This window comes from Chryseobacterium mulctrae (assembly GCF_006175945.1).
Lineage (GTDB): Bacteria > Bacteroidota > Bacteroidia > Flavobacteriales > Weeksellaceae > Chryseobacterium > Chryseobacterium mulctrae.
Map to the genome: position 1 here is coordinate 2,245,434 of NZ_VAJL01000001.1, position 24,474 is coordinate 2,269,907.

Here is a 24,474-nt window from a genome sequence, read left to right on the forward strand (position 1 = left end):
CGTAATTTTGCGGCTCAACTAAGAGCTCCCGTTAAGAGTTTCGTAAAATTGAATATATGAAAGTAGTAGTAGGTCTCTCAGGAGGCGTAGATTCAAGCGTTACAGCGTATTTGCTGCAGCAACAAGGGCATGAAGTAGTTGCTCTTTTTATGAGAAACTGGAATGATGCATCTGTAACTTTAGAAGATGAATGTCCGTGGATTGAGGACAGTAATGACGCTTTAATGGTTGCTCAAAAACTGGGAATTCCGTTTCAGGTGATTGACATGAGCGACCTTTATAAAGAGCGTATCGTTGATTATATGTTTGACGAATATCAGAAAGGAAGGACTCCCAATCCTGATGTTCTGTGCAACAGAGAAGTAAAGTTTGATGTTTTTATGAAAACGGCAATGTCTTTAGGTGCTGATAAAGTGGCGACAGGACATTACGCAAGAGTAGATTCTACTTTTGATGAAAACGGAAAGGAAATCTTTCATTTGTTGGCAGGAAAAGACAACAATAAAGATCAGTCGTACTTTCTTTGTCAGCTGAATCAGGATCAATTGTCTAAAGCATTGTTTCCGATTGGTGAACTGACGAAGCCTGAAGTAAGAGAAATTGCAAAAGAAATTGGTTTGGTAACTGCAGATAAAAAAGATTCTCAGGGACTTTGTTTTATCGGAAAAGTAAGTCTTCCACAATTTTTACAACAGCAATTGGTTCCGAAAGAAGGTGAAATTATAGAAATTTTCAAAGACTCTCCCCTTTTCGCACAGGAAACGCCAAGTTTTTCATCTAAAGAGGAAGAATTAGAATTTTTAAGCCAAAAAATTAATTATAAAAAAGCTGACGGAAAAGTAATCGGAAAGCATCAAGGTGCTCAATTTTTCACGATTGGACAAAGCAAAGGATTAGGAATCGGCGGACATAAAGAAAGCTGTTTTATCGTATCGAGAGATATGGAAAACAATATTATTTTCGTGGGAGAAGGTCACAGCTTTCCGGGATTGCATAAAAAAGCACTAAAAATTGATAATTCTGAGCTGCATTGGGTTCGGGAAGATTTAAGATTAAAAAATGGAGAATCGGTGGAAGTGATGGCGAGATTCCGTTACAGACAAGAACTTCAGAAAGCTATGATTTATCAGTTTGAAAATAGTTTTTTTGTAGAATTTGAAAAGCCTCAATCGGCCATTGCAGAAGGCCAATTTGCAGCTTGGTACATTGATGATGAATTGATTGGAAGCGGAGTAATTTCATAATTTAGCACTGAATTTTTAACGCAAAGATCTTAATTTTTAAGCTTATTATTTTAAGGAGCAAAGAAGGGCGACAAGTCGCTGATGAAGCTTAAATAAAACTTGCGAAAATCAAGCTTTTTGTTAAGAAATTTATTATTGCTTAATTCAAATTCAGGTTAATGTAAAAAGTTTTCTGTAACATATTTCAGATTGTGATACTTACTCAGTAAATAACAATTAAAAATATTTATCATGAAAACGACTTTAAAAAATCAGTACGCTTACGTCAACCAAATTTTAATTGCGGTAGTTTCTGCAACTTTAGGGTACAATCTTTACCAGGAAATTGTACATCCAGAAAATTCAAGATTAACGATAAGCATTATCTTGGTGGTTTTAACTTATATTATGGTTGAAAAATATGGTTATAAACCTGAAAAAGAAATTCAGAAATAATTTAAAATAGAGGTTTGAAGAAATTCAAGCCTTTTTTTAATCGGTTTTAGCAGTCGCTACCACAGCCAAAAATGAGACGATCATTACAGCGCATGCAGAAATTAGAAACAAAAGCATGTAAAGAAAATAATCGTTTTTAAGTTTTCGGGGAATCAATTTATGGATGATGTAGAGCAAGATCGGAAATAATAAACTTGCCCCCAAATTGGCCAGTCTGCCAGAAAAACTAATTACTCTTGTTTTATCATTAAAAGAATGTACCGCTGTAAACCAACATACACCCAAAAGAATAACCATAAATATCGTTTGATAGGCAGTGCGGTGATTTTTACGCTTTTCTGTATTAATTAAATAAAAAACACTGCCAATTATAAACAGTACAATAAAAAGGATTATAAATACTTCAAACATTCTGCAAAACTATTAATTAACCAACCAATCTTTAAAATCTTTTACCCTTTCACGGCTCACCGTAATTTCTTCTTTTGGCTGAAAATTGAGCTCCACTTTATAATTGGGCGAAGTATGAATATTTTTAATGTAATCTGAATTGATAATAAACTGCCTGTTGACACGGAAAAACTTCTTATCATCAAGCACATCCGTTAATTCATCTAAAGTAAATTCTGAAGGATAAACCCTGTCCTGAGTCTGCAGATAAACAATTTTATTTTCACTAAAAAAACAACTTATTTCCGGAGTCTGTACAATCTTCAGATTATAGCCAATCTTTACTAAAATTCTCGACAGGATTGTTTTTTCTTTTTTAATCAATTGCTTGATTTCGTGTGAATTAACCAACTCACTTGAAGGAATAAATGATTTGAATTTTTCTATAGCTCCGGCAAGATCTTCTTCCATAATGGGTTTCAAAAGATAATCGATGCTGTTGAGTTTAAAAGCCTTCAACGTATACTGATCAAAAGCCGTGGTATAAATAATGAAAGCTTTGGTTGAAATTTTTTCAAAAATATCAAACGAAAGACCGTCTCCTAAAACAATGTCTGAAAAGATAAGTTGCGGATGCTCATTCTCGGCAAACCAGCTTACCGCTTCTTCCACAGATCCCAGGTTGGCAACCAATTGCAGGTCAGGAAAAAGACTCAACATTCTTTCTAATTTTCTTGCGGCAGGTTTCTCGTCTTCGATGATGACTGTCTTGATCATTACTTGGCTTTTAGTTTAATTTTAAATAAAAATAATCAAATCTTTTTAGTTTTAAAAATTAATCGACTTTTTCGACTTCTTAAGTTCTTCTTCAAGCATCTGATTTTCCCATTTAGCATCAAATATAAAAAGATCTATAGCTTTCACTCCTAAAATTATTGCCCAAATCGTAAGAATAAACCATCCTTGAAAATTGTGGTCTGTTCCAGAATATTTAATAAAATTTCTGATCAGAATAAATCCGGCAACGATTGCAAACCACATGCAGTTTTTATAGAATGATCTCAGCCTTTTTACTCTTTGTTGTGCGCTATTATAGTCCATTGTATTAATTTTTTAATGATTATTATTTAAAGTAATTTTTAGTTCTTCATCTCCTGCTCTATCAATTGTTTTATTTTCTTTTCTTCCCAGTTTTTACCCGTAAAAAGATAAAATGCGTAGCCCAGAATACTTATTCCAAAACCGAATAACGGGAACCAAAACCATTGTAATTCGGGATTTATTTTCATATTGATAAAAATTAAATAAGGCGTGAGCAAAAAACATCCAGTCAGCATAATGTAGAATTTTTTTATTTCTTTCATTCTGCTTTTGGCAGACTTATACCGCTGTTTCTCAAGATTATTTTCCATTATTGATTATTTACGTATGCTTCTTTGTTGCTCCTCCTCCATCAATTCTTTTATTTTTTTCTCTTCCCAGTTTTTACCTATTCCAAAAGTGCTTACTGCATGTATGGTAAGACCTAATCCCCAACCCAACATTGGCCAGTAAAACCATAAATGACCAGGCGATGTCAAAAGATTTAAAATCAATAAAAAAGGAATAACCAAGCAATAAGAAGTAAGATTACCGTAAAACCCTTTTAAATCTTTTACTCTTCTTGCTGCTTTTCTGTACGCTAAATTTTCTTTGTTTAATGATAAATTTTCCATGATCTTTTATTTTTAAATTACTATTTGTTTGTTTTTCTTGAGACAAATGTAGAACAGATCACGTTCTCAAATCAATTTAATATGACCGAGCTGTAGAATTTAATAACTGAACTGTAAAAATGAAATATGAAAAGATCGATAAACAAAAACAATTAAATCACATTTATAAGAATTTTATATATTTACATCAACATCAAACGAGAATATATATGAAACAAAATTTACTAAAAATAACCAGTATTTTATTATTTACAATATCATTAAATTCAGTTTCAGCACAGGAATACGAAAGAATTTGGGGAACGTATTTTGGTCCTGTAGGTACTGATGTTACAGGGGATTATGTTTCTCAGGGAATTATTTTCGATTCTCAAAAAAATATGCACATAAAAGCGAGTGTTTTCTCTAATAGTCTATATACTGCTTCTTACTATGATCAATTTGTTATTGCCGGAGGTGGAAATTATACCACAACAAACCAAATAAATAATGGTTTTACTACCCGAATTACCCCAACAGGAACGATTGACTATTTTGGTTATCATGCTTACAATGCCAGTACATTTAATCAGGACCTCGAATTATTAATGGCAATTGATAATCAGGACAACAAAGTTTACAGATATTTGGGAGCTTCAGCATCTACTATGAATCCAACAATAGGTACATGGTTACAGACTAATCCTCAAACGTCTTTGAAACACATGCTTGTGAAAAAATCTCCAAACGGATCGATACTCTGGGCAACATATTTACCTGATGAAACTTTCCATGCTAATGTGATAACAGATTCTGCCGGAAATATTTACATTACGGCATCAACCATTCAGCAAAATATAAGTACATCGGGTGTTTTTCAAGAAGATTTTGATGTAATTTATTCTCAGGGAAATATTCAAAGTAATAATTATTTAACTAAACTAAATTCAAATGGAGAGCTCATCTGGTCAACCTATTTTCCTACCGGAATCTTTTCTATGAAGTACTATGACGGTGCACTGTACATGATAACAGCAACCAATACCAATCCATCACTCAATACAATAGCTACCGCAGGAGCATTTCAAACAAATACTTCAGATTATTCTATCACAAAAATAAACGCTCAGAACGGACAAAGAGTATGGGGAACGTATTATGGACCTTCAATAGGAACATCTTTTTGCTTTTTATATGATTTGTCTGTAAATGAAACGGGAATCTATATTGCAGGTACCGATTATAATTGGAACAACTCCCATTTCTTTGCAACACCGAATGCTTATAAAACACAGGCAACAGGTGGTTCAGATCTATTTATTTCTAAATTTTCGCATAATGGAAATAGAGTTTGGAGTACTTATTTTGGAGGAAATGGTGATGACTTAAATACTTTCGATAAAGTAATTGATCTCAACGGACATGAAATATTCATCTCAGGAATTACAACAGGATCAACAGATAATATTGCTACTCCGGGATCATATCAAAGCTCACCTCAAAGTTTAGCCAGTAATATGACCAATAATTTCTTTGCTAAATTTAATTCTTCAGGAGATTTAGATTGGTGTTCTTACTATGGGGGAAGCTCAACAAATACTCCTTATATGAAATCTATCAATGTTAAATATGATAATAATTCTTTGTTTCTTTTCGGAAATACCAATTCCAACGTTGGCTACGCAACAGAAGGGGCTTTTATGCCATATAGAAACCCAAGTACAACAACAGAAAACACAGGTTATATTGCAAGATTAAATAAAAAAAACGAACTATCTATTGAAGAATCGAATACTAAAAAAGATTTGATTTTGTACAACAACCCAAATAACGGAAAATTTAGTATTTCCGGAAGTATCTTACAAAATGAATCATGCTCCATCGCAATTTATGATATGTCTGGAAAGATTATCGTCAAAAAGAATTTGGAACGCAAAAAAGAGCAACAATTTGATTTAGAAGGTATTTTAACCTCAGGAAATTATTTAGTACAAGTAAATAATGAAAAAGGAGAAAAGCTCCAAGTATTCAAAATGACCGTAAAAAAGTAATTTAATTACTAAAAAAGTCAGCATTTTTCAATGCTGGCTTTCTATTTATTTTTATCCATTAATTCTTTGATCTTCTTTTCTTCCCATTTTTTTGCAAAGTTGAATCGGGGCAGAAAAACAAATAAAGCATGAGCCAAAAGACCTACTCCCCAAAATGCAGCCGTAATAAAATTTTTAAACTGAAAATAGCTCTCATTTGGTTTTAAATTGATATAATTATAATAAATGATCAAAAGGTTTACAGCTACGTAAGAAAATAAATGTCCGTAGAAACCCCTCAACCTTTCTACCTGTCTTTTTGCCTGTTGATAATTGATATCATTTTCGTCAAATTTTTCCATTGTTTCTATTTTTTCTGTTTATCCATAATTTTCTGAATCTTTTTTTCCTGCCAAGAAATTCCGATTCCAAATACCTGAAACGCGTGAGAAGCCACACCGACACCCCACCCTAAAAGCGGCCACCAAAACCAATAGTAATGATTTTGAGTATATAGATTCACAAAGATTAGGAAAGGAATAACTGTGCAGTAGGAAATAAGATTTCCATAAAAACCTTTGATCTCTTTTACTCTTTTCTTGGCTCTTTCGTAAGCTTTGTCCTGACTTTTTATATCGATACTTGCCGTGTTTGGTTTTTCAGATAAGATCGGAAGTTTTACTTTAAAATAATCTTCAGATTTTTCTATAAAAACATTCTTTTTCGTCAGTAAAGAATAGCGCTGTACAATGTTTGCCAAACCAATTCCAGCACTTTCTTTGATCTGTTCTCGGATCTGCAGGTTGTTTTCTATGCATAAAGTGTCGCCTTCTGTAAAAATTCTGATCAGCAAAGGTTTTGAAGATGTTGCCAGATTATGTTTGATACAGTTTTCCAAAAGCAATTGCAGAGAAAGCGGAACTACAAATCGTCGTAAATCGTCTTCTTTTACATCAAAAATAAAATTAACACTGTCTTCAAATCTTGTTTTCAGCAAGCCGCAATAAGTTTTTGCAAATTCTATTTCGTCTTCAATAGTCACTAATTCTTTATCTTTCTGCTCCAAAACATATCTGTAAATCTTTGACATTGAAGCGGTAAATTTCTGAGCCTGGCTCGGATTTTCATCAATTAACGAGCTTAAAACATTTAAGGAATTAAACAAAAAATGCGGATCAAGCTGATTTTTTAAACTTTCAAATTGGGCATTGGCAGATTTTGCGATTAGTTTCTGCTCAACCACTTCTTTTTTGGAAGATTTTTTCAGCTCTTTCATAAAACTTTTAGCATGTAGAAAAGCTGAAATCAGCAAAGCAACATTCACCATAAACCAATTGATAAAATTGTATTTCCCAGAGAAAAATGCTTCTGTTGTTGCTGCTTTTTGAATAACCACAAAATTGATATAGTTGCAGAAATAGACCAAAATAAAATTGGCAATAAGAATTGAAACAATGCTTAAAATCGCTCTTTTGGTTGTCGCTTCAGACCACGGAACTTTTTTGTTGAGAAAACTATTAATCAAGCCATTTCCGATTCCTATCAAAAAAGAATACATTGCTGAAATAAATAAAGTAAGCGAGAAATTCTCAAGATTTTTTTCTTCCGTCGAAAGGAAAAAGAAAATTAGAGTAGTTACCAAAGACACCCAAAATAAAATGATAAAATCCTTACGTTTCATTGGTTAATTTATACTTCAAAATTAGCTTTTATTAAACTCTGTGAAAATTTTTTCTCGCTGAATGGTTGCTTTTTCGTTCCGAACTGTAATAATAATTCTATCTGTTTATACCTCTAAACTGATAAACAGATGTTTGTTATTCTGAAAGAATCTAAGCTAACTTTGTAGAGATGCTTACAGCATGACAAAGGCTCTTTATTTTTAATTATATGACAATTGGTAATACAAATCATTTTATAATCTTAAAAACCTTTCAGCATTTCTAGTGCTGAAAGGGCTAATTTAATATCTCGCAGATCGGGCAAATTTTGCAGATTTTTTCCCATATCATCTGCTTAATCTGTAAAATCTGCGAGACATACATTTTTTAAAAATTTAGCGATTACTTTGTCGGTTGATTAATAAAATATTCCGCTTCTCCTTTTCCCCAATTCGGACTTAAATTTGTTTTTGGTTTAAACGAATTGAATTTTTCCAAAGCAGTTTTAAACATTTCCATTCCTTTTGTTTTGCTTCCTCCGTATTGCTCCGGTGTAAAGTAAATATCTTCTGCTTTTATAAGTGTGACTCTCGGATTATTCGGGTCAAATTTTTCAGCTTTCGTAAGTTCTTCCTGAGCTTTCATTCCAAAAGTCATGTATCTTTCCTGCGGATTGACCATCATTTTCAGTGAATAAACCATTTTTTGAAGCAAATGAATCTCTGAATTTTCTTTTTCAATACTTTCTGCGGCATCAATAAATTTTTGAGCCTGGTCTGCAACAATATCCATATCCTGCATTTTTCCTTCTCTCATCAACACTCTGCCTTTTTGGATGTAAGAAAAAGCAGCATAATAATTCGGCAGCCATTTTGTGGTTTCTTTGTCTGCAATTCTCTGAAAATCGTTGGCTAAAACCTGAAAGTCTTCCGGTGTTTTGCAGGTTTCAATTTTAGCGATTTTCTCTGTCATTATTTTTTCATAATTAGCCTGAGCAAAAGATAATAAACTCATACAAGCTAAAGCAAAACTTAAAATGTATTTTTTCATAGTTTCTAAATTGTTTAATGTTATTTTTTTATTTAAAGATATTTTTTCTAAATGATTATATGTGTTTTAAAAATTCTAAAATCATTAAATCCGGAAATACTTTTTGACGCAAAGGTTTTAATTTCAAACGTATTATTTAAAGGAGCAAAGAATGGCGACAATGTCGCTGACGAAGCTTGAAATCATAAGCTTTATAAAATCAATTTATTGACCCATCGTTGCTTCTTAAATATAAAGTTTATGAAGGTTAAACTTTCCGTTAAATTAATTTTATTAAAGATTATTATTGATCGCATCTTGTGTTTTATCAACTCCGAAACTGATAAACATTCCTACAAAAACAAATGTATTGACGGGCGGAACAACTGCGGAACTTTGGTTTCCGTTTTGTGAAAAATTGTATCCGTACACGTTTTTATTTCCTAAAACATTTGAAATACTTAAAACGAAAATAGTAAATGCTTTTGAGTCTTTTTTACCAATATTCGGAAGGTAATTGAAGCTTAAATTCAGAGCATTGTAATCTTTCAATCTTCCTTCATTTCTTATAATATTGATGTCATTTTGGGTAACGATGTCGTAATAAGGTCGTCCTTTTGCGTAAGTGTAAGAAAGATTGACTCCGGTCTTCCATTCCGGGATAAATCTTTTAGCAACTACGGAAAGCGTATGTTCAGCAGCAAAATTGGGTTTTAAACTTACCGGATAATTCAGAAAATCTCTTTTAGAATCCAGGAAGGAATAACTGATCCAGTAATCGATATTTTCAAACGTTTTTTTGTCCCTCCAAAATACTTCAAGCCCTTTTGCAAAACCATTTCCGTTGTTATTAAAAGCGGTTTGCACTTGCTGATTCTGGCTAGAATTTGGAACAATATTCTGAGTTTTGATCAATTCATCATATTTCTTATAAAAAGCTTCAAACCTCAAGCTTCGTCCTTCTGTCGACCTTTGAACCTGAAAAATATAATGTTGTGACTTTTGAAAACCTAAATCTGCAGATGAGTTAATATATTTACTTTCAGGATTTTGGAAAAACAATCCGTATGCAAAAGAGGTTGTCCAGTCTTTTGCCAAACGATAAGCCAAAGCAAAACGCGGTGCCAAATTATTTTTATTCAGATAAGAAGAGTTTTCGGCTCTTACTCCAATTTTCGCAGATAAATTATTGCTGAAACCTAAATCTGTTTCCACAAAACCTGAAGAAATCAAATCACGATAATTCTTATTAACCTCACCGAAATTTAGTTTTTCATTGGCATAATTCATTTCAAATCCTCCTCTTAAAGCGCTTATTTTATTGATCTTTCTGTCGATAACTGCTTTAAAATTGATATAATTTCCATCATTTAATAATTCTGTTCTTTCCGATTCAGTTTGATTGGTTTCCGTAGAAAAATTTAAATCCGACTGATTGTAAGAATACGAAGCACTTGTATTGAAAAGATACTTCCCGAATTTTTGCTTGAAAGACAAGTTATGATAGGTATTTTCACCATTTAATCTTACCAAAGCAAAATCATATCCCGGTTCTAAACTTTCGGTTTTTACGCCCATTTTATTCGTATCAAACATTCCGTAGTATTTTAAAAATCCACCGGATTTTGTTTTGATTCTAAAATTTGCATCACCATTAAAACCTCTTGGAGCATCAATAAAATCAGTATTAAAATTAAAAACTTCCTGCATCAAACCTAAGTTTGAATATCCTAAACTTGCACCATAAGAATGATTTTTATTTTCACCTAATTTCTGGAAACTTCCACTTAAAAATATTGGAGAAACTCCAAAATCATAAGAACTCTGGTCTGGAAGGTCTACACTTTCAAGCATCAAAGCTCCGGAAAGAGCCTGTCCGTACAAAGCAGAATATCCACCGCTCGAAAAAATATTTCCTTTGAAAAGAGACGTGTTAAAACGGTCTCTTCCAGCAATTCCGGGAACCGAACTGGAGAAATAATTGTTGATCAAACTTCCGTCCATAAAAATTTTGGTTTCAGTTCCTGTTCCTCCACGAACGAATAAACCTTCGGTTTCACCCACTTTTTGAACTCCGGGAAGATAGGTTAAAGCGGAAGAAATTTGTCCGTCGGCTCCTGCTGTTGTGTAAATATCAATTGGCGTCAATAAAGCGGTTGCTCTTTTTCTATCACTCGCTTCTATTGAGCCTGCAGAAATAACGACTGCATCGATCTCATTGATTTGTTCTTTTAATTCGGCATTTACTGAAATTTCTTTATCTTCAATTAAAATCGGTTTTTGAATTTCATTGTATTTCGGATGAACAAAAGTCAGGATTTGATTACCTTTTTCGGAAGTTTCGAAAGAGAAATTTCCATCGGAATCTGTTGTTGCACCGTCGTAAGAGTCTTTTAAAGTCACGTTGATCTGGCTTATTCCTTTATTTTTAAAAGTCACCTTTCCTGTAATTTTTGTCTGAGAAAAACTCAGAGCAAAAGAGAAAAAAGAGATGAGAAATAATAGTTTTGTTTTCATAGCTGTTTTAATTCGAATCAAAAATAGGATGAATTTTAATGCCTTTAAATTTTTTGTTACTGAGCTGTAGAATTTGGAAACTGAATCGCTTTTTTTGATTTTAGAAATTTATTCTAAATCAATTTCGGTATCAAGATTGTTACTCTGTAATTATCATCACAACATTTAAATATTAATTTATGAAACTACAAACATTAACATTATTAGCAAGTTGCGCTTTATTTGCAGCATCGTGCAGTTCTAGTAAAACCTACAACGTTCTGGCAAAAAGCGGAACCGAAACCGGCGGAACGGCAAAATTTACTCAAAACGTTAACGAAGTGGTTATGGATTTGGAAGTAACGAATCTTACCCCAGGAATTCATGCAGTACACATTCATGAAAAAGGCGATTGCTCTGCTCCGGATGCAACTTCTGCAGGCGGACATTGGAATCCCGGTAAAAATGACCATGGAAAATGGGGATCTGAGCATTTCCACATGGGAGATATCGGAAATCTGGAAGCCGGAACAGATGGAAAAGCAAAACTGACCTTTAAAACTGATAAATGGTGTTTAGACTGTGTTGACGAGTCTAAAAACATTATCGGAAAAGGAATCATCATTCATGCTGATAAAGACGATTTTATGACGCAGCCAACAGGAAATGCAGGCGGAAGAGTGGGTTGTATAGAAATTAAATAACTTCTCCTATTCTTAACAAAAAAAGTGGCGCTAATCTTCGATTAGCGCCGCTTTATTATAATATCATCTTAAACTTTAGCCTTCATGTCTGCAACGATATTCATTGCTTCCTGAAGGTAAGAATCTTTTCTAAGGTTCTTGATCCACATTTCAGATTTCTTCTTGAAAACCTCATCCTTCTTCTCTCTTTCGATCTCTGCAGGATACATTTCAAATTTTAATCCGTTGTCAAATTTCGTAAGCTTTTTAAACTTTTCAATTTGAGACTTTCTGTGTTTCATCAAGTCATTGAACTTATTGATATTTAAGGTAATGGTCTCTTCTTTGTCTAATTGCTCTCTCCATTGAGCCGACTCAAGCAACAATTGATAGTTTGCATTTTTTGCCATTCTATCGTTGCTTGCTTTTTCTAAAGCTTTAACATCAAAATAGCTCAACTTTTGGAAATTAGCACTCGGAATTTTGTCCCAAGCCAAAGCAAAATCATCATATCTTTCACCAATCTCTGCATAAGTAAAGAAGTCTTTCATCTGAATATCAGAAACAATCCCTTTTCTCTGATTAGATTCTCCGGTAATTCTATAGAACTTTTGAATTGTCAGTTTTAAAGATCCGAAATCGTCTTCACTATTTAAGAATCTGTTTAGATCTACGAAAGTTTGTACCGTTCCTTTACCATAAGACTGAGGCGAACCTACAATAATTGCTCTTCCGTAATCCTGCATTACACCAGCTAAAATTTCTGAAGCAGAAGCTGAAATTTCGTTTTGCATAATTACTAAAGGACCCGTCCAGATTGGAGTTTCCTGCTTGTTTTTTAGCGTTTGAATTTTTCCGTTTCCGTCTTTTACCTGAACGTAAGGACCTGCATTCATAAATAATCCCATGATATCACCAACTTCCGTTAATGAACCACCACCGTTATTTCTAAGGTCTAAAACAATTCCTTCAATATTTTGAGCTTTCAGCTTAATGATCTCGTTTTTGATGTCATCAGAAGCGTTTCTTCCTTTTTCATCTTCAAAATCAGCATTAAAGCTTGGAAGATTGATGAATCCATATTTCTTTCCATTTGGAGAATTTACAATAATACTTTTCGCAAAAGTGTCTTCAATAGCCACTTCTTCACGGATCATCGTTACTTCTACGATCGTTTTATCTTTTTTCTGAACCGTTAAAGTAACCGGAGTTCCTTTTTCTCCTCTGATCAAACGAACTGCCTCATCAGAAAGCATTCCCACAACGTTTACGTGGTCTTCTTTCGGTTTAGATTTTACCTTTAAGATCTTATCACCTTCAGAAAGCTTTTTAGATTTCCAAGCCGGAGCCCCGATCGTTAATGCACCTAAATAAAGATTTCCTTTTTTCTCCTGAATAATAGCCCCGATTCCGATCACTTTTCCTTTGAACTGAGTATCAAAATCTTCTTTATCTTTTGGAGAATAATAGTTGGTGTGTGGATCGAAAACTTCTGTATAAGCGTTCATATACACCGAAAACCAGTCCATTTTCTTTCTTTTTTTGAATCTGGTAAATGTTTCCTTCACCAAATCTTTTACTTCATCAGTTGCTTTTGTCAACTTTTGCTGAGGGCTCAAAATTTCAAGTTTAATGGTATCTTTCAGCTTAAACTTCTGTACAGAATCTTTCTTTTCTTTCTGAGCTTCTTCTTTACTGTTCATCGATTCAATTTCCTGAAGAATATTGTATTTGATGAATTTTTTCCACTCATTATACTGCTCCTTTTGATCTGCAGGAACTTTTTTCAATTTAGATTCCAAAGTAAGCGTTTCATCTTCTTCCAAATTAATCGGTTTGCTGAAAATTTCCTGGGTAATCTTATCGATTTCATCTACTCTTTGATACAATCTGTCGATCGTCAGCTTATAAAACTGCAAATCTCCCTGATTGATATAATCGTCAAGCTTTGTTTCGTGCTTGGCAAATTCGTTCATATCAGACTGCAGAAAGTATCTTTTCCCAGGATCAATCATTTCAAAATAATGTTTGTAAACATCTTTTGAATAAGCATCGTTAATCGGCTTTGGGCTGTAGTGTAAATAAGAAAGAGTATTTTTAACACTCACCATTATCGTCTGCATTTTCTCATCGTCATTTTTTGGCGAGTTGAAACAAAACATAAGACTTGTTAATGGAATAAAGAGTAGAAATTTATTTAGCTTAAAATTTTTCCACATAAATCTGTAATATATTTTTATTAAATTCTTTTAAATCATCCAATAAGTAGCATTTATTAAATGACTGTTACAAACTATCAAATTTAATACCTTATTTACAATTATCAATTAGTTTTAAGTAATTTTGTTAAAATTAAATTTTTATGGAAAAACCACTTATTCTGGTAACAAATGACGACGGTATTACAGCTCCGGGTATCAGAAATCTTGTAGAATTTATGAATGAAATAGGGGAAGTAATTGTGGTTGCTCCCAACTCGCCACAAAGCGGAAAAGGTCACGCAATCACGATAAACTCTACATTAAGCTATGAAGAAGTACAGCTTGAAGGCCCACAAACCGATTATTCGTGCAGCGGAACTCCTGTTGACTGTGTAAAAATGGCTTTAGATAAAATACTTCCAAGAAGACCGGATCTTGTGGTATCAGGAATCAATCATGGTGCAAACTCTTCTATCAATGTAATTTATTCAGGGACGATGTCTGCAGCTGTAGAAGGCGGTGTAGAAGGTCTTCCTTCGATAGGTTTTTCACTTTTAGATTTCAGTTGGGAAGCGGATTTTACGCAGGCAAAAGAATATATTCAGGAAATTGTAAGAAAAACTTTAGAAAATCCAATGCCTAAAGGAGTTGTGCTTAATGTAAATATTCCTAAGCTTTTAAAAGAAGAAATAAAAGGAGTAAAAATCTGCAAACAGGCTCATGCAAAATGGGAAGAAAGTTTTGATGAAAGAATCAATCCGCATGGTAAAAAATATTACTGGTTGACCGGATATTTCAACAATATGGATGAATCTGAAGATGCAGACGAAACAGCTTTGGCAAACGGATATATCTCAATTGTTCCGGTGAAGTTTGATATGACCGCTTATGAATATATGAACACCCTTCGTGAAGTAATGGATTTTAAATAATGTACGAAAAACTAGACAATCCTGTATATCATTCACTTAATGAATATCATGAAAAGTTTTGCTTAAACTTCGGAGATTCTAAATTTTACAATCCTGAAGTCGCCGCTTTCGGAGGTTCATTAAATTTTGCAAAAGAAAAAGACATCACAGAATATTCAAAAATCTGTGATGATTTTCTCATTTTCGGAAATAAACCGGATCTAAGAGAATTTAAGACAGAAATGTCTCAGCTAGTTTGTGATCAATACGTTTTAGAAAACAAAATTGAGCTTGATTATACTGAAGAAATTATCGAGCTTCAGAATGAAAACCATGAAGAATTATTGGCTTTTGTTAAGAAGTTTTATCCTCATTATTTTAAAAGCAGAACTCCTGAATTAGGAAGATATTTCGGTATTTTTAAAGATAACAAACTTGTTGCTGTAACAGGTCAGAGAATGCAGATGAATGACATGACAGAAGTAAGTGCCGTTATCACAGACATAGATTATCTGGGAAAAGGCTTCGCAAAACAGTTGGTCGCATTTGTTTCCAATACAATATTTGAAGATGGTAAAACACCATTTCTTCATGTTGCTGAGAACAATTTCGGAGCAAAGAAACTCTATGAAAAATTGGGTTTTGATCTGAGAGGTAAAATAAATTTATGGGGTGTAAAAGTTTAAAATTAATTGATCCCACACATCTCACAAATCAGCACAGATTTTACAAACATTCATCCCGATAATTTGTAAAATCTGTGTTTTTTTTATTTAAAATAAAACCTTATCCTCTTTTCTCAGCTCTTCCAGATATTTACTTTTATCGTCTCTGTAAAACAGGTTCATCGTCTCAAAAGGGATCATTTTTAAATCTTTATTGACAATATGAACACAGGATTTTTTCACCGCTCGAACATCAAAATCGTGTGCATCCATAAAATTCATGATAATGATTCTGAAGAGGTTATCATAATCTAAATTCGGAGCAGAAACTTCTGGAATACAGCAAAGTAATTGGTTTACTTTAGGCTGTACTTTATCTACAGAAATTCCGGTACTGAATATATCTAAAAGCTGCATCTGCAAACCTTGATCCTGTTCATAAACAATAGTATTTCTGGTTTCATTGTTCAACAAATCAGCAGGATTGATATATCGTGTTAAAGGAATCGTTTCGCCTTCCAGTTTTAAAATATACCCCATTGCCAAAGCATCCGGATTACAAGGAACAGGAATGATATCATCTCCGTTCAAAAGCGGAAATTGGTTTAAAATTTCCTGTCTTACTTCCGTTAAAGTAATTTTTTCGTGTGCAGAATCTTCACGATTTCTTCCAGCAACTTCTACAGGCTGAAAAGTGATTCCACGGACGCATTTTTGTTTTAAAGCAAAATCAATTAATTTCCCGATTTCGTCGATATTTTTACCTTTTTGGAGAACAATAACAAGCGTTGTAGAAAGATTTAATTCATTTAATTTTTCCAAAGCTTTCATCCGAACATTCGTAAGATCTTTTCCTCGGAAATCTTCTAAAACTTCGGGTTTAAAAGAATCAAACTGAAGATAAATTTCAAATTCGGGAGCATAAGTCGCTAATTTTTCAGCAAAGCCAGGATCATTCGCAATTCTGATTCCGTTAGTATTAAGCATTAAATGTTTAATCGGTTTCGATTTGGCAATATCCATGATCTTAAAAAACTCAGGATGAATCGTCGGTTCGCCTCCACTGATCTGTACAACATCCGGTTCGCCTTCGTTTTTGACAATGATATCAAACATTGCCTCAATTTCTTCCAAAGTCCGATGACTTCCGTAATGAGGTGAGGACATCGCATAACAGGTTGGACACGTCAAATTGCAACGATCGGTAACTTCTACAATCGAAAGACAGCTATGTTGCTCATGATCAACACACAAACCACAATCGTAGGGACAACCATATTCTACATCGGTACCGAAATGAACGGGCATTTCTGATGCTTTATTGTAGTTTCTGATGTTTTTATAATACTGAACATCCGAAGCAATCATCGTTTTAAAAAAACCATGATCAGGACATCTTTTTGTCATAAAAACAGAGTCGTCTTCGATGATAATCTTTGCTCCTACCCTTTTCAGGCATTCCGGGCAAAGACTGATTGTATAATCGTAATACGTATAATTTCTTACCGGCATAATTTATTTTTACATTCCACCACAAACAAAACCACTGATCAATCCCCCAATCAACATAGAAATCAAAACCGTTCTCCAAAATTGTCCGGTTGTAAATTTCTTTTGATTATCCCATTCATAAATCACTTTTGCAATCGCAGCAACCACTAATGAAACAACGAAAACTACAATGAAAATTATTCCGATAATCATCGCCACCAAACCGCCAAGATTTCCTACTTCGAGTAATGTCAGTAAATTCATGATTTGATATTTTAAAGTGAAGTTACAAATTTTGTTTTTCTCAGTTTAAAGAAATAATAAATAATCACTGAAATACAAACCAGCTGAATAGCTCCTAAATTTCCAATAATATCAATTTTAGGTTTAATAAAATCTAAAAAGAACCTGAAACTAAAGTAACTCAACATAAAAAGCTGAAAAATAAAACCTGAAGGATATTTATTCTTTCGTGAAATCATCTTTAGTTCAAACCACATGAAAATCAAAAAAGCAATCTCGTACAGCGCAACAGGATGTCTTAAATATTCGTCACCCAGATGCATTCCGAAAATAGAATCTGTCGGCAATCCGTAAGTTTCTTCATGAATTCCTGTGAGAAAACAGCCTATTCGCCCGATAATCATTGCTAAAATTAAAGGATAAACGATCAAATCTCCGGTGCTTTCTTTATGACCAGCTATTTTTTTTGCCAGTTCTACTCCGATAAGCCCGAAAGCCAATCCGCCAACAATGGTATTATTTGTCCAGAATCTTTTGAAATTAAAATCATTAAAAAAAACATAGGGATTTTCTAGATTTCCAATGAGTTTTGAACCAATCAGAGCTCCTGCTGTAGCACCGATAAGAACTGCTGCAGAAGTATTGAAAGAGAGTTTTTCTTTTGATTTTCTTTTCAAATAAAAATAAAAACGCATCCCAATGAAAATCCCAACGGTTTCAAACACAGGATGTGCAAGAATCGTTTTACCAAAAATCTGAAATGTAACAGGAAAATCCATTGGTTCAAAAGTAAGATATTTCAAAATATGATGATGCAATTCTTTTTTTCAAAAATTTATTTTCTCACAGATGACGCTGATTTTCACGGATGATTACGCATAAAATCTATATTAATCTGTGGATTTGCGGGAAAATTAACTCTGTCATAAATAAACCATAAAATCATTTATTTTAAGCTTTTCTATCAATCTTTTCCCTAATTTTATTTAAAATAATTTCTAAATTATGCGAATAGAAAATGATATAAAGCTTGGTTTTAAAGACGTTATGTTCAGACCAAAACGTTCTACCCTAAAATCTCGTTCAGAAGTAGATTTAAACCGTGAGTTTACCTTTCTTCACACTCAAAAAAAATGGAAAGGCACACCGATTATTGCAGCCAATATGGATACGGTGGGAACATTTGAAATGGCTCTTGAGCTTTCCAAAGAAAAAATTATCACTGCCATTCACAAACATTATACGGTTGAAGAATGGAGCAATTTCCTCAATAATCAGCCCGAAAATATTTATCAATACATCGCTTTAAGCACAGGAACCGGAAAAGCGGATGAAGAAAAAATAAAAACGATTCTCGAAAACTACCCAAAAATTGAGTTTCTCTGCATTGATGTAGCCAATGGGTATTCTGAGCATTTTGTAGAATTTGTGAAAAGAGCAAGAGCCAATTTTCCCGATAAAATCATTATTGCCGGGAATGTGGTAACTGGAGAAATGGTGGAAGAACTTCTTTTGGCAGGTGCAGATATTATTAAAGTAGGTATTGGTCCCGGTTCTGTGTGTACAACAAGGGTAAAAACCGGAGTTGGTTATCCTCAATTATCGGCAATTATTGAAAGTTCTGATGCTGCACATGGTTTAAAAGGTCACATTATTGCAGACGGAGGCTGCAAAGTTCCGGGTGATGTAGCCAAAGCTTTTGGCGGCGGCGCAGATTTCGTGATGTTGGGTGGAATGTTTGCCGGTCACGATGAAAGCGGTGGAGAAATGGTAGAAGAAAATGGTAAAAAATTCAAACTATTTTACGGTATGAGTTCAAAAACTGCAATGGATAAACATTCTGGTGGTGTTGCAGAATATAGAGCTTCGGAAGGAAAAACGGTGAAAGTTCCTTACAAAGGTACAGTGCTGGAAACAGTGAAAGATATATTGGGTGGAGTACGCTCTACCTGTACTTATGTTGGTGCTTCTACCTTAAAAGAACTATCTAAAAGAACGACTTTTATAAGAGTTCAGGAGCAGGAAAATCAGGTTTATAATGATTAATTGTAATATAATTTGCGTTAAATTTAATTAATTGCAATAATTTCAAATATTTTATAAAACCTTATAAATAAAGAGTTTATTAAATTAGAGGGCAAATTGAGGGCCAGATATTTTGCTCTTTTTTCTACTTTTTCTTCTATTTGTATTGTTCGAAAAAACTGAAATCCGAATGATGGAGAAAAAAATTAATCTCTGGAGATTTTAAACAATTTAGTTTAAAATTCCGGAGGTTTTTTTTGATACATATATCTAAAATCCTCCTTCTTTTTTCTATTTATTACTTTAATAATATCCTTTTTAGAATTCCTAATTCTATCATTATCTGAGTTTAATTTGGCAAGCCTTGATTTAATGAAATCTTTAAATAATAAATAGGCTGATTAACTCTTAATAATTCGTACCTTTTTGAATAATATTTACAATAATAAATCGTTTTTTATCTAGTTTAAAAATTCACGACAGTTATCAAAATCTATTCATTATGAAATCTATTTAAAACAAATTGAAAGTTAATTTTAATTAATCCTTTAAAATTATGCCTTCTGACAAACGTTTCTTTCAATTTACTGGCTTATATTGGCACAAAAATTGAGTGAAAAAATACAGTGAAAAAGACTGTAACACCCATGAATAATACATTCGTGAGGTGTTAAGTTTTTATGTAGTGAGTTAAATACCAAGTTATTTAAATGGGTTATCTCCATTCGTACAAATATTTACTTAGCCTTGTTCTTCTGAGCAATCTTTTTTATGCTCAAGACCAATCAAATGTTGATTTTTTAGTGAAACAAATCAATACCATTCAGCTATCCGGAGAGTCTGACAAAGTTTTGGAGGCTTCACAAAAGCTTATTGATTTATCGAATGCTTCAAAAAATGAGAAAGGCCTTTGTTATGGTAATTATTATATAGCTTCTTATTATTATGATCATGCCAAGTTCAAACAAAGCATTGATTATGCAAAAGAAGCTCAAAAATATACTTCTTATTTAGAGACAGACAAAACACATTCTGCCAATATTTCATCTTTATTAGGCGGAAATTACCTACTTCTCGAGCTTTATACCCTATCATTTAAAAACTATAGAAAGGCGCTTGAAATATTAAAAACTAACCCCAATAAAACAGCAAAAGATTCTCTCACAGAAAGTGCTATTTATTCGCACCTGAGCTACATCTATCAAAATATCAATAAACCGGATTCTATGCATTACTTCTTGAAAAAAGAAGATACGATTCTTAAAAAAATCGATTTGCAGGATGCATATATTCAAAAAGGTTGTTCTTGTTTAGGTTTTGGAAATTATTATCTGAATCAAAATAAAACCGACTCGGCTCAATATTATTACAGCAAATCATTAGATTATTTTAAAAATAAAATCCATCCCTGCAAAATTGAATCATTAATAGGACTTGGAAATCTTTTTACTGTTCAAAAAAAATATTCTGAAGCGCAAAGTTTTTATAATCTGGCTTTAAAAAGTTTTGATCAGCATCATTTCCCGGATATTCTGAGCGAATTGTACAAAAAAATTGCGGAGCTGAAAATTGCTCAGGGAAATGCGACAGAAGCAAAACAATATCAGGATCTTTATCTGAAAACGAATAAAGAATTGGATGACAGAATGAAGAATGAAAGAGATTTTGCGTTGAATGAAGTAATGAAAGAAGAAAAAATAAAGCATACTCTTGAAACAAAAAAAACTCAGAGAACAACTTTAATCATCATTTCTTCACTGATATTCATCACTTTATTTATTATTTATCTTCTTAAAAAATCGAAATCTAGGAATCTGAAATCTATCGAAATCGCACAAAAACTGCTTAAAGAAAAAGAAATCACCGAACAGGAAACGCATAAATTGAAACAACAGGTTAACGAAGCTTTCGACGAAATCATTCAGTTGGCAAAAGATAATAATCCTTCATTTTATACAAGATTTCAGGAAGTATATCCTAAATTTCAGTCTAAAATGCTTCAGCTTAATGAAAGCCTGAAACCGAGCGAACTTACTTTTGCAGCTTATATTTATCTCGGTTTTACAACAAAAGAGATTGCAGATTGCACTTTTAAAGCAATAAAAACAATAGAAAATAACCGTTATAATTTCAGAAAAAAGATTCACCTGTCTCCAGAAAAAGATCTTCAGATATGGCTTAGAAATTATATCGACTCTGAATCATAAAAAATCCCTTTCATAAAGCTTATGAAAGGGATTTATATTGTAGAATAATAATTTTCTTAAGTTAACATTCCCCCGTCAACGTTTAAAACTTGACCAGAAATATAAGACGACATTTCGCTACCAAAGAAAACACATGCATTGGCAACATCTTCCGGTTGTCCTCCTCTTTTCAAAGGAATACCGTCTCTCCATCCCTGTACTGTTTTTTCGTCTAAAGCAGCCGTCATTTCAGTTTCAATAAATCCTGGAGCAATTGCGTTGCAACGGATGTTTCTTGAGCCCAATTCCAATGCAATAGATTTAGTAAATCCGATAACTCCAGCTTTAGAAGCTGCATAATTTGCCTGTCCTGCATTACCTTTTACCCCAACAACAGAAGTCATGTTGATGATAGAGCCCGATTTAGCCTTCATCATTGGCTTAATTACAGCCTTAGTAAGATTGAATACAGAATCTAAATTTACTTTGATAATAGTGTCCCAATCGTCTTTTGACATTCTCATCAAAAGATTGTCTTTCGTAATTCCTGCATTGTTTACCAAAATATCAATTTTACCAAACTCAGCCATTACATCATCTACCAATTTTTGTGCAGCATCGTAATCTGATGCATCAGACTGATAACCTTTAATCTGAGTAACAGAACTTAAAGCAGTTTCCAATTCTTTCGCTTTTTCTACAGAACCAGCATACGTAAATGCTACTTTCGCTCCCTGTTGAGCAAAAATTTCGGCAATACCCTTCCCGATTCCTCTTGTAGCTCCGGTAATTAGCGCTACTTTTCCTTCTAATAGTTTCATATAATGATTATTTATTTTAAAAATCCAAATAACTTGAGTGGTTTAAAATTATTCAGATTGCAAATATATATATTTTGTTTTTGCGAGTTTTAATTCACTAATTAAACATTGTTTTAAAACATCACTTTATATTCTGAAGAACTAAAATCAATCACTTCCGATTCTTTATCTTTTGTGAGCGTAAGCTTTTTGTTATCTGCAGAATATTTGTCGTAAATAACGTCTTTAAGCGGTTCATTTTTAAGATTCGTTACCCCGAATTTATCTCCTTTCTGTACCACAACTTCATCCCCAGAAAGAAAACTTACAATATCATCGTAGATAAACGGAACAATTTCCTTTCCTTCTTCATCAAGCATTCCGTAAAGGTTTTCTTTATTTTTACAGATAATTGCAGGGTAAAACTGAAACGGTTTTATAGAAACAATATCTTTAATCGGCGTGTAAGATTTATCTGTTGGTGAAAACTTATAATAAACCTCGTCTTTTTTAACAATTACATTATTAAAGAAGATTTTCTCGATCTGAAAGCCTTCATCCAAAACGCTCTCAAAATTCTTATCTAAAAGCTTTTCTTCATTGTCTTTGCTTACAAAAACATAATCTTCACCTTTTATTTTAAAACCTTCTACAACGTCATATTCTTTAGGCAAAACAACTTCCCCACTCTCTTTAATAACTGCAATTTTAGGATTTTTATAATCTTTTAATGTTTTAAAATTACCATTAAACAAATGATTTACATAATGATATTCCGTAGGGAAAACTTTTTTTTCTGCTTTAGAAAAAACGCTTACTTTATTGTCTTTAATAAGGTAAATATAATTTCTTCCTACAAAAGCCTGTTCGTAGATATTTTCCGCTAAAACCTGCTCATTTTCATCTACAATTCCATACTTATTTTTGGCAATGTCCTTCGTAATTAAAAAGGGAAAACCATTAATATCCTCAATATAATGATTTGAAAACTGGCTCACCGTTTTACCATCGATATCTATCACATCTCCGGTTTTAATTCCGGTATTTAAATAAACTTTTCCTTTATAGAATCTCAAGTTTTCCTTGAATTCTCTATCAGAAACCTGTTGTCCGTCAAAATTATATATAAACCAAAGCTTATCTTTTTTAATAAAAAATCTGCTGTCGTTTGCGAATTCTATTTTATCCTGAGACGGAATAATCTGTTTCCCATTGTAATCGTAAACACCGTCTTTTCCATCTTTTGATACAATTAAACGGTCTCTATTTTCCCAGGTTTTATATTTAAACTTATCTAATGGAATCAGCTGATTTCCATTTCCGTCAATTAAAGCTGTTTTTCCGTTCGATTCACCTTCTTTTACCTTTAAAATAAATCTGTCTTTCGACAAACGGAGAATTTCACTTTTAAAAGGATAATTAAAAGAAATAGTTCCAAGAGAATCTACTATAGAAGAGTTTCCTGAATTTGGATCTGAAATGATTCCGTAACCATTGGTATAAAAGCGTACTTCTTTCCCAACTTGTTTAGACAATAATATCTCTTTATACTGATTGGTTTGTGCTGAAAAAATACCTGAAAGCAGAATGAAAACTAATTTTTTCAATGAAATTACTTTAAAGAATTATTAACGATTAAAACAATTTCACCTTTTAAAGTTTTACTTTTAGAGAATTCAATTAATTCATTGATTGTTCCCCTTTTAGTTTCTTCAAATTTTTTCGAAATTTCACGGCTTAAACTTGCTCTGGTCTCTTCACCGAAAAATTCTTTTATCTGTTCTAAAGTTGTATTGATTTTGTGTGGACTTTCGTACAAAACGATTGTCTTTTTTTCTTCTGCAAGCTGTTTAAGCTTGGTTTGTCGACCTTTTTTCTGAGGAAGAAAACCAGCAAAAAGAAACTCATTATTCGGCAAACCTGAAACCACCAAAGCCGGAATCAAAGCGGTTGCACCGGGAAGGCAAATCATTTCAATATTGTGATCTGACCCAGCTTTCGCCAACAAATAACCCGGATCTGAAATTCCCGGAGTTCCTGCATCGGTAATTATGGCAATATTCTGACCGTTTTTAAGGTCTGCAATCACTTTTTCAGTGGCTTGATGCTCATTGTGAAGATGATAAGATTTCAAAGGTTTTGAAATTTCATAATGCTTCAATAAAATTCCCGAAGTTCGGGTATCTTCACACAAAATATAGTCTACTTCTTTCAGCGTATTGATCGCTCTGAAAGTCATGTCTTCAAGATTTCCGACCGGTGTCGGAACAAAATATAAAATACCGCTCAA

The 24,474-nt window shown here is 33.1% G+C and carries 24 protein-coding genes; 8 read left to right on the forward strand and 16 right to left on the reverse strand.

Annotation, left to right across the window (positions count from 1 at the left end):
* The first annotated feature begins 56 nt into the window (after window positions 1–56).
* The gene (gene mnmA, locus FDY99_RS10220; protein ID WP_139421238.1) at window positions 57–1,244 is read left to right on the forward strand and encodes a tRNA 2-thiouridine(34) synthase MnmA; all 1,188 of its coding nucleotides are present in this window, start codon (window positions 57–59) and stop codon (window positions 1,242–1,244) included.
* A 231-nt stretch (window positions 1,245–1,475) separates the two neighbouring features.
* Window positions 1,476–1,679, forward strand: a complete 204-nt coding sequence (locus tag FDY99_RS10225; RefSeq protein WP_066675915.1) for a hypothetical protein — start codon at window positions 1,476–1,478, stop codon at window positions 1,677–1,679.
* Between the two features lie 36 nt (window positions 1,680–1,715).
* On the opposite strand, the gene FDY99_RS10230 is transcribed toward FDY99_RS10225, so the two are convergent.
* From FDY99_RS10230 to FDY99_RS10250, 5 genes are all read right to left on the reverse strand, one after another.
* A complete protein-coding gene (locus tag FDY99_RS10230; RefSeq protein WP_139421239.1) occupies window positions 1,716–1,976 on the reverse strand; it encodes a hypothetical protein in 261 nt (86 codons plus the stop codon).
* A 126-nt stretch (window positions 1,977–2,102) separates the two neighbouring features.
* Window positions 2,103–2,846: a LytR/AlgR family response regulator transcription factor gene (locus tag FDY99_RS10235; RefSeq protein ID WP_139421241.1), complete on the reverse strand. Its 744-nt coding sequence runs from the start codon at window positions 2,844–2,846 to the stop codon at window positions 2,103–2,105.
* A 51-nt stretch (window positions 2,847–2,897) separates the two neighbouring features.
* Window positions 2,898–3,170 (reverse strand): 2TM domain-containing protein, encoded by a 273-nt coding sequence (locus FDY99_RS10240; RefSeq protein ID WP_139421243.1) that lies wholly within the window; start codon window positions 3,168–3,170, stop codon window positions 2,898–2,900.
* A gap of 38 nt (window positions 3,171–3,208) precedes the next feature.
* Complete coding sequence (locus FDY99_RS10245; RefSeq protein WP_139421245.1) at window positions 3,209–3,481, reverse strand: 2TM domain-containing protein; 273 nt, start codon at window positions 3,479–3,481, stop codon at window positions 3,209–3,211.
* A 6-nt stretch (window positions 3,482–3,487) separates the two neighbouring features.
* The gene (locus tag FDY99_RS10250; RefSeq protein ID WP_139421247.1) at window positions 3,488–3,784 is read right to left on the reverse strand and encodes a 2TM domain-containing protein; all 297 of its coding nucleotides are present in this window, start codon (window positions 3,782–3,784) and stop codon (window positions 3,488–3,490) included.
* Window positions 3,785–3,993: 209 nt separating this feature from the next.
* On the opposite strand from FDY99_RS10250, the gene FDY99_RS10255 reads away from it, so the two are divergent.
* Entirely contained in the window at window positions 3,994–5,814 is a 1,821-nt protein-coding gene (locus FDY99_RS10255) for a T9SS type A sorting domain-containing protein (RefSeq protein WP_162304160.1), read from the forward strand.
* Window positions 5,815–5,855: 41 nt separating this feature from the next.
* On the opposite strand, the gene FDY99_RS10260 is transcribed toward FDY99_RS10255, so the two are convergent.
* The 4 genes from FDY99_RS10260 to FDY99_RS10275 all read right to left on the reverse strand — a co-directional run bounded on the left by FDY99_RS10260 (window position 5,856) and on the right by FDY99_RS10275 (window position 11,000).
* Entirely contained in the window at window positions 5,856–6,155 is a 300-nt protein-coding gene (locus FDY99_RS10260) for a 2TM domain-containing protein (RefSeq protein WP_139421251.1), read from the reverse strand.
* Between the two features lie 5 nt (window positions 6,156–6,160).
* Window positions 6,161–7,474: a 2TM domain-containing protein gene (locus FDY99_RS10265; RefSeq protein WP_139421253.1), complete on the reverse strand. Its 1,314-nt coding sequence runs from the start codon at window positions 7,472–7,474 to the stop codon at window positions 6,161–6,163.
* A 382-nt stretch (window positions 7,475–7,856) separates the two neighbouring features.
* Window positions 7,857–8,504, reverse strand: a complete 648-nt coding sequence (locus tag FDY99_RS10270; protein WP_139421255.1) for a hypothetical protein — start codon at window positions 8,502–8,504, stop codon at window positions 7,857–7,859.
* A 273-nt stretch (window positions 8,505–8,777) separates the two neighbouring features.
* A complete protein-coding gene (locus tag FDY99_RS10275) occupies window positions 8,778–11,000 on the reverse strand; it encodes a TonB-dependent receptor (RefSeq protein WP_139421257.1) in 2,223 nt (740 codons plus the stop codon).
* A gap of 179 nt (window positions 11,001–11,179) precedes the next feature.
* Here FDY99_RS10275 and FDY99_RS10280 point away from each other — a divergent pair, with 179 nt between their 5' ends.
* The gene (locus FDY99_RS10280) at window positions 11,180–11,683 is read left to right on the forward strand and encodes a superoxide dismutase family protein (RefSeq protein WP_139421259.1); all 504 of its coding nucleotides are present in this window, start codon (window positions 11,180–11,182) and stop codon (window positions 11,681–11,683) included.
* 68 nt (window positions 11,684–11,751) lie between these two features.
* Here the strand turns inward: FDY99_RS10280 and FDY99_RS10285 are convergent, their stop codons facing one another.
* Window positions 11,752–13,881: a carboxy terminal-processing peptidase gene (locus tag FDY99_RS10285; RefSeq protein WP_139421261.1), complete on the reverse strand. Its 2,130-nt coding sequence runs from the start codon at window positions 13,879–13,881 to the stop codon at window positions 11,752–11,754.
* A gap of 143 nt (window positions 13,882–14,024) precedes the next feature.
* Between FDY99_RS10285 and surE the strand changes: the two genes are divergently transcribed.
* A complete protein-coding gene (surE, locus tag FDY99_RS10290) occupies window positions 14,025–14,795 on the forward strand; it encodes a 5'/3'-nucleotidase SurE (RefSeq protein ID WP_074230573.1) in 771 nt (256 codons plus the stop codon).
* Window positions 14,795–15,460, forward strand: a complete 666-nt coding sequence (locus tag FDY99_RS10295) for a GNAT family N-acetyltransferase (RefSeq protein WP_139421263.1) — start codon at window positions 14,795–14,797, stop codon at window positions 15,458–15,460. The genes surE and FDY99_RS10295 overlap by 1 nt, the downstream gene beginning before the upstream one ends.
* An 87-nt stretch (window positions 15,461–15,547) precedes the next feature.
* Here the strand turns inward: FDY99_RS10295 and FDY99_RS10300 are convergent, their stop codons facing one another.
* From FDY99_RS10300 to FDY99_RS10310, 3 genes are read right to left on the reverse strand one after another with little or no spacing between them, the layout of a single operon-like run.
* Window positions 15,548–16,951 (reverse strand): radical SAM protein, encoded by a 1,404-nt coding sequence (locus FDY99_RS10300; protein WP_139421265.1) that lies wholly within the window; start codon window positions 16,949–16,951, stop codon window positions 15,548–15,550.
* 9 nt (window positions 16,952–16,960) lie between these two features.
* Window positions 16,961–17,194, reverse strand: a complete 234-nt coding sequence (locus FDY99_RS10305; protein WP_228448769.1) for a hypothetical protein — start codon at window positions 17,192–17,194, stop codon at window positions 16,961–16,963.
* Between the two features lie 11 nt (window positions 17,195–17,205).
* Window positions 17,206–17,991: a prolipoprotein diacylglyceryl transferase gene (locus tag FDY99_RS10310; RefSeq protein ID WP_394344539.1), complete on the reverse strand. Its 786-nt coding sequence runs from the start codon at window positions 17,989–17,991 to the stop codon at window positions 17,206–17,208.
* Between the two features lie 187 nt (window positions 17,992–18,178).
* Here FDY99_RS10310 and FDY99_RS10315 point away from each other — a divergent pair, with 187 nt between their 5' ends.
* Both FDY99_RS10315 and FDY99_RS10320 read left to right on the forward strand, forming a co-directional pair.
* Window positions 18,179–19,219 carry a GMP reductase gene (locus FDY99_RS10315; RefSeq protein WP_139421267.1) on the forward strand — a complete coding sequence of 347 codons (1,041 nt, stop codon included), beginning with the start codon at window positions 18,179–18,181 and terminating at the stop codon, window positions 19,217–19,219.
* Between the two features lie 689 nt (window positions 19,220–19,908).
* Window positions 19,909–21,405: a tetratricopeptide repeat protein gene (locus FDY99_RS10320; RefSeq protein WP_139421269.1), complete on the forward strand. Its 1,497-nt coding sequence runs from the start codon at window positions 19,909–19,911 to the stop codon at window positions 21,403–21,405.
* 56 nt (window positions 21,406–21,461) lie between these two features.
* On the opposite strand, the gene fabG is transcribed toward FDY99_RS10320, so the two are convergent.
* From fabG to rsmI, 3 genes are all read right to left on the reverse strand, one after another.
* Entirely contained in the window at window positions 21,462–22,205 is a 744-nt protein-coding gene (fabG, locus tag FDY99_RS10325; RefSeq protein WP_056027660.1) for a 3-oxoacyl-[acyl-carrier-protein] reductase, read from the reverse strand.
* Window positions 22,206–22,318: 113 nt separating this feature from the next.
* Window positions 22,319–23,791, reverse strand: a complete 1,473-nt coding sequence (locus tag FDY99_RS10330; RefSeq protein ID WP_139421271.1) for a WG repeat-containing protein — start codon at window positions 23,789–23,791, stop codon at window positions 22,319–22,321.
* A 5-nt stretch (window positions 23,792–23,796) separates the two neighbouring features.
* Window positions 23,797–24,474: a 16S rRNA (cytidine(1402)-2'-O)-methyltransferase gene (gene rsmI, locus FDY99_RS10335; RefSeq protein WP_074230564.1), complete on the reverse strand. Its 678-nt coding sequence runs from the start codon at window positions 24,472–24,474 to the stop codon at window positions 23,797–23,799.

Coding starts and splice junctions, on each gene's coding strand:
- FDY99_RS10225 (WP_066675915.1), top strand. CDS start 1,476: ATGAAAACGACTTTAAAAAATCAGTACGCTTACGTCAACCAAATTTTA.
- FDY99_RS10295 (WP_139421263.1), top strand. CDS start 14,795: ATGTACGAAAAACTAGACAATCCTGTATATCATTCACTTAATGAATAT.
- FDY99_RS10305 (WP_228448769.1), bottom strand. CDS start 17,194: ATGAATTTACTGACATTACTCGAAGTAGGAAATCTTGGCGGTTTGGTG.
- FDY99_RS10320 (WP_139421269.1), top strand. CDS start 19,909: ATGGGTTATCTCCATTCGTACAAATATTTACTTAGCCTTGTTCTTCTG.
- surE (WP_074230573.1), top strand. CDS start 14,025: ATGGAAAAACCACTTATTCTGGTAACAAATGACGACGGTATTACAGCT.
- FDY99_RS10250 (WP_139421247.1), bottom strand. CDS start 3,784: ATGGAAAATTTATCATTAAACAAAGAAAATTTAGCGTACAGAAAAGCA.
- FDY99_RS10230 (WP_139421239.1), bottom strand. CDS start 1,976: ATGGTTATTCTTTTGGGTGTATGTTGGTTTACAGCGGTACATTCTTTT.
- FDY99_RS10260 (WP_139421251.1), bottom strand. CDS start 6,155: ATGGAAAAATTTGACGAAAATGATATCAATTATCAACAGGCAAAAAGA.
- FDY99_RS10240 (WP_139421243.1), bottom strand. CDS start 3,170: ATGGACTATAATAGCGCACAACAAAGAGTAAAAAGGCTGAGATCATTC.
- FDY99_RS10265 (WP_139421253.1), bottom strand. CDS start 7,474: ATGAAACGTAAGGATTTTATCATTTTATTTTGGGTGTCTTTGGTAACT.
- FDY99_RS10270 (WP_139421255.1), bottom strand. CDS start 8,504: ATGAAAAAATACATTTTAAGTTTTGCTTTAGCTTGTATGAGTTTATTA.
- FDY99_RS10275 (WP_139421257.1), bottom strand. CDS start 11,000: ATGAAAACAAAACTATTATTTCTCATCTCTTTTTTCTCTTTTGCTCTG.
- fabG (WP_056027660.1), bottom strand. CDS start 22,205: ATGAAACTATTAGAAGGAAAAGTAGCGCTAATTACCGGAGCTACAAGA.
- FDY99_RS10235 (WP_139421241.1), bottom strand. CDS start 2,846: ATGATCAAGACAGTCATCATCGAAGACGAGAAACCTGCCGCAAGAAAA.
- FDY99_RS10315 (WP_139421267.1), top strand. CDS start 18,179: ATGCGAATAGAAAATGATATAAAGCTTGGTTTTAAAGACGTTATGTTC.
- FDY99_RS10280 (WP_139421259.1), top strand. CDS start 11,180: ATGAAACTACAAACATTAACATTATTAGCAAGTTGCGCTTTATTTGCA.
- FDY99_RS10285 (WP_139421261.1), bottom strand. CDS start 13,881: ATGTGGAAAAATTTTAAGCTAAATAAATTTCTACTCTTTATTCCATTA.
- FDY99_RS10255 (WP_162304160.1), top strand. CDS start 3,994: ATGAAACAAAATTTACTAAAAATAACCAGTATTTTATTATTTACAATA.
- FDY99_RS10300 (WP_139421265.1), bottom strand. CDS start 16,951: ATGCCGGTAAGAAATTATACGTATTACGATTATACAATCAGTCTTTGC.
- FDY99_RS10245 (WP_139421245.1), bottom strand. CDS start 3,481: ATGGAAAATAATCTTGAGAAACAGCGGTATAAGTCTGCCAAAAGCAGA.
- mnmA (WP_139421238.1), top strand. CDS start 57: ATGAAAGTAGTAGTAGGTCTCTCAGGAGGCGTAGATTCAAGCGTTACA.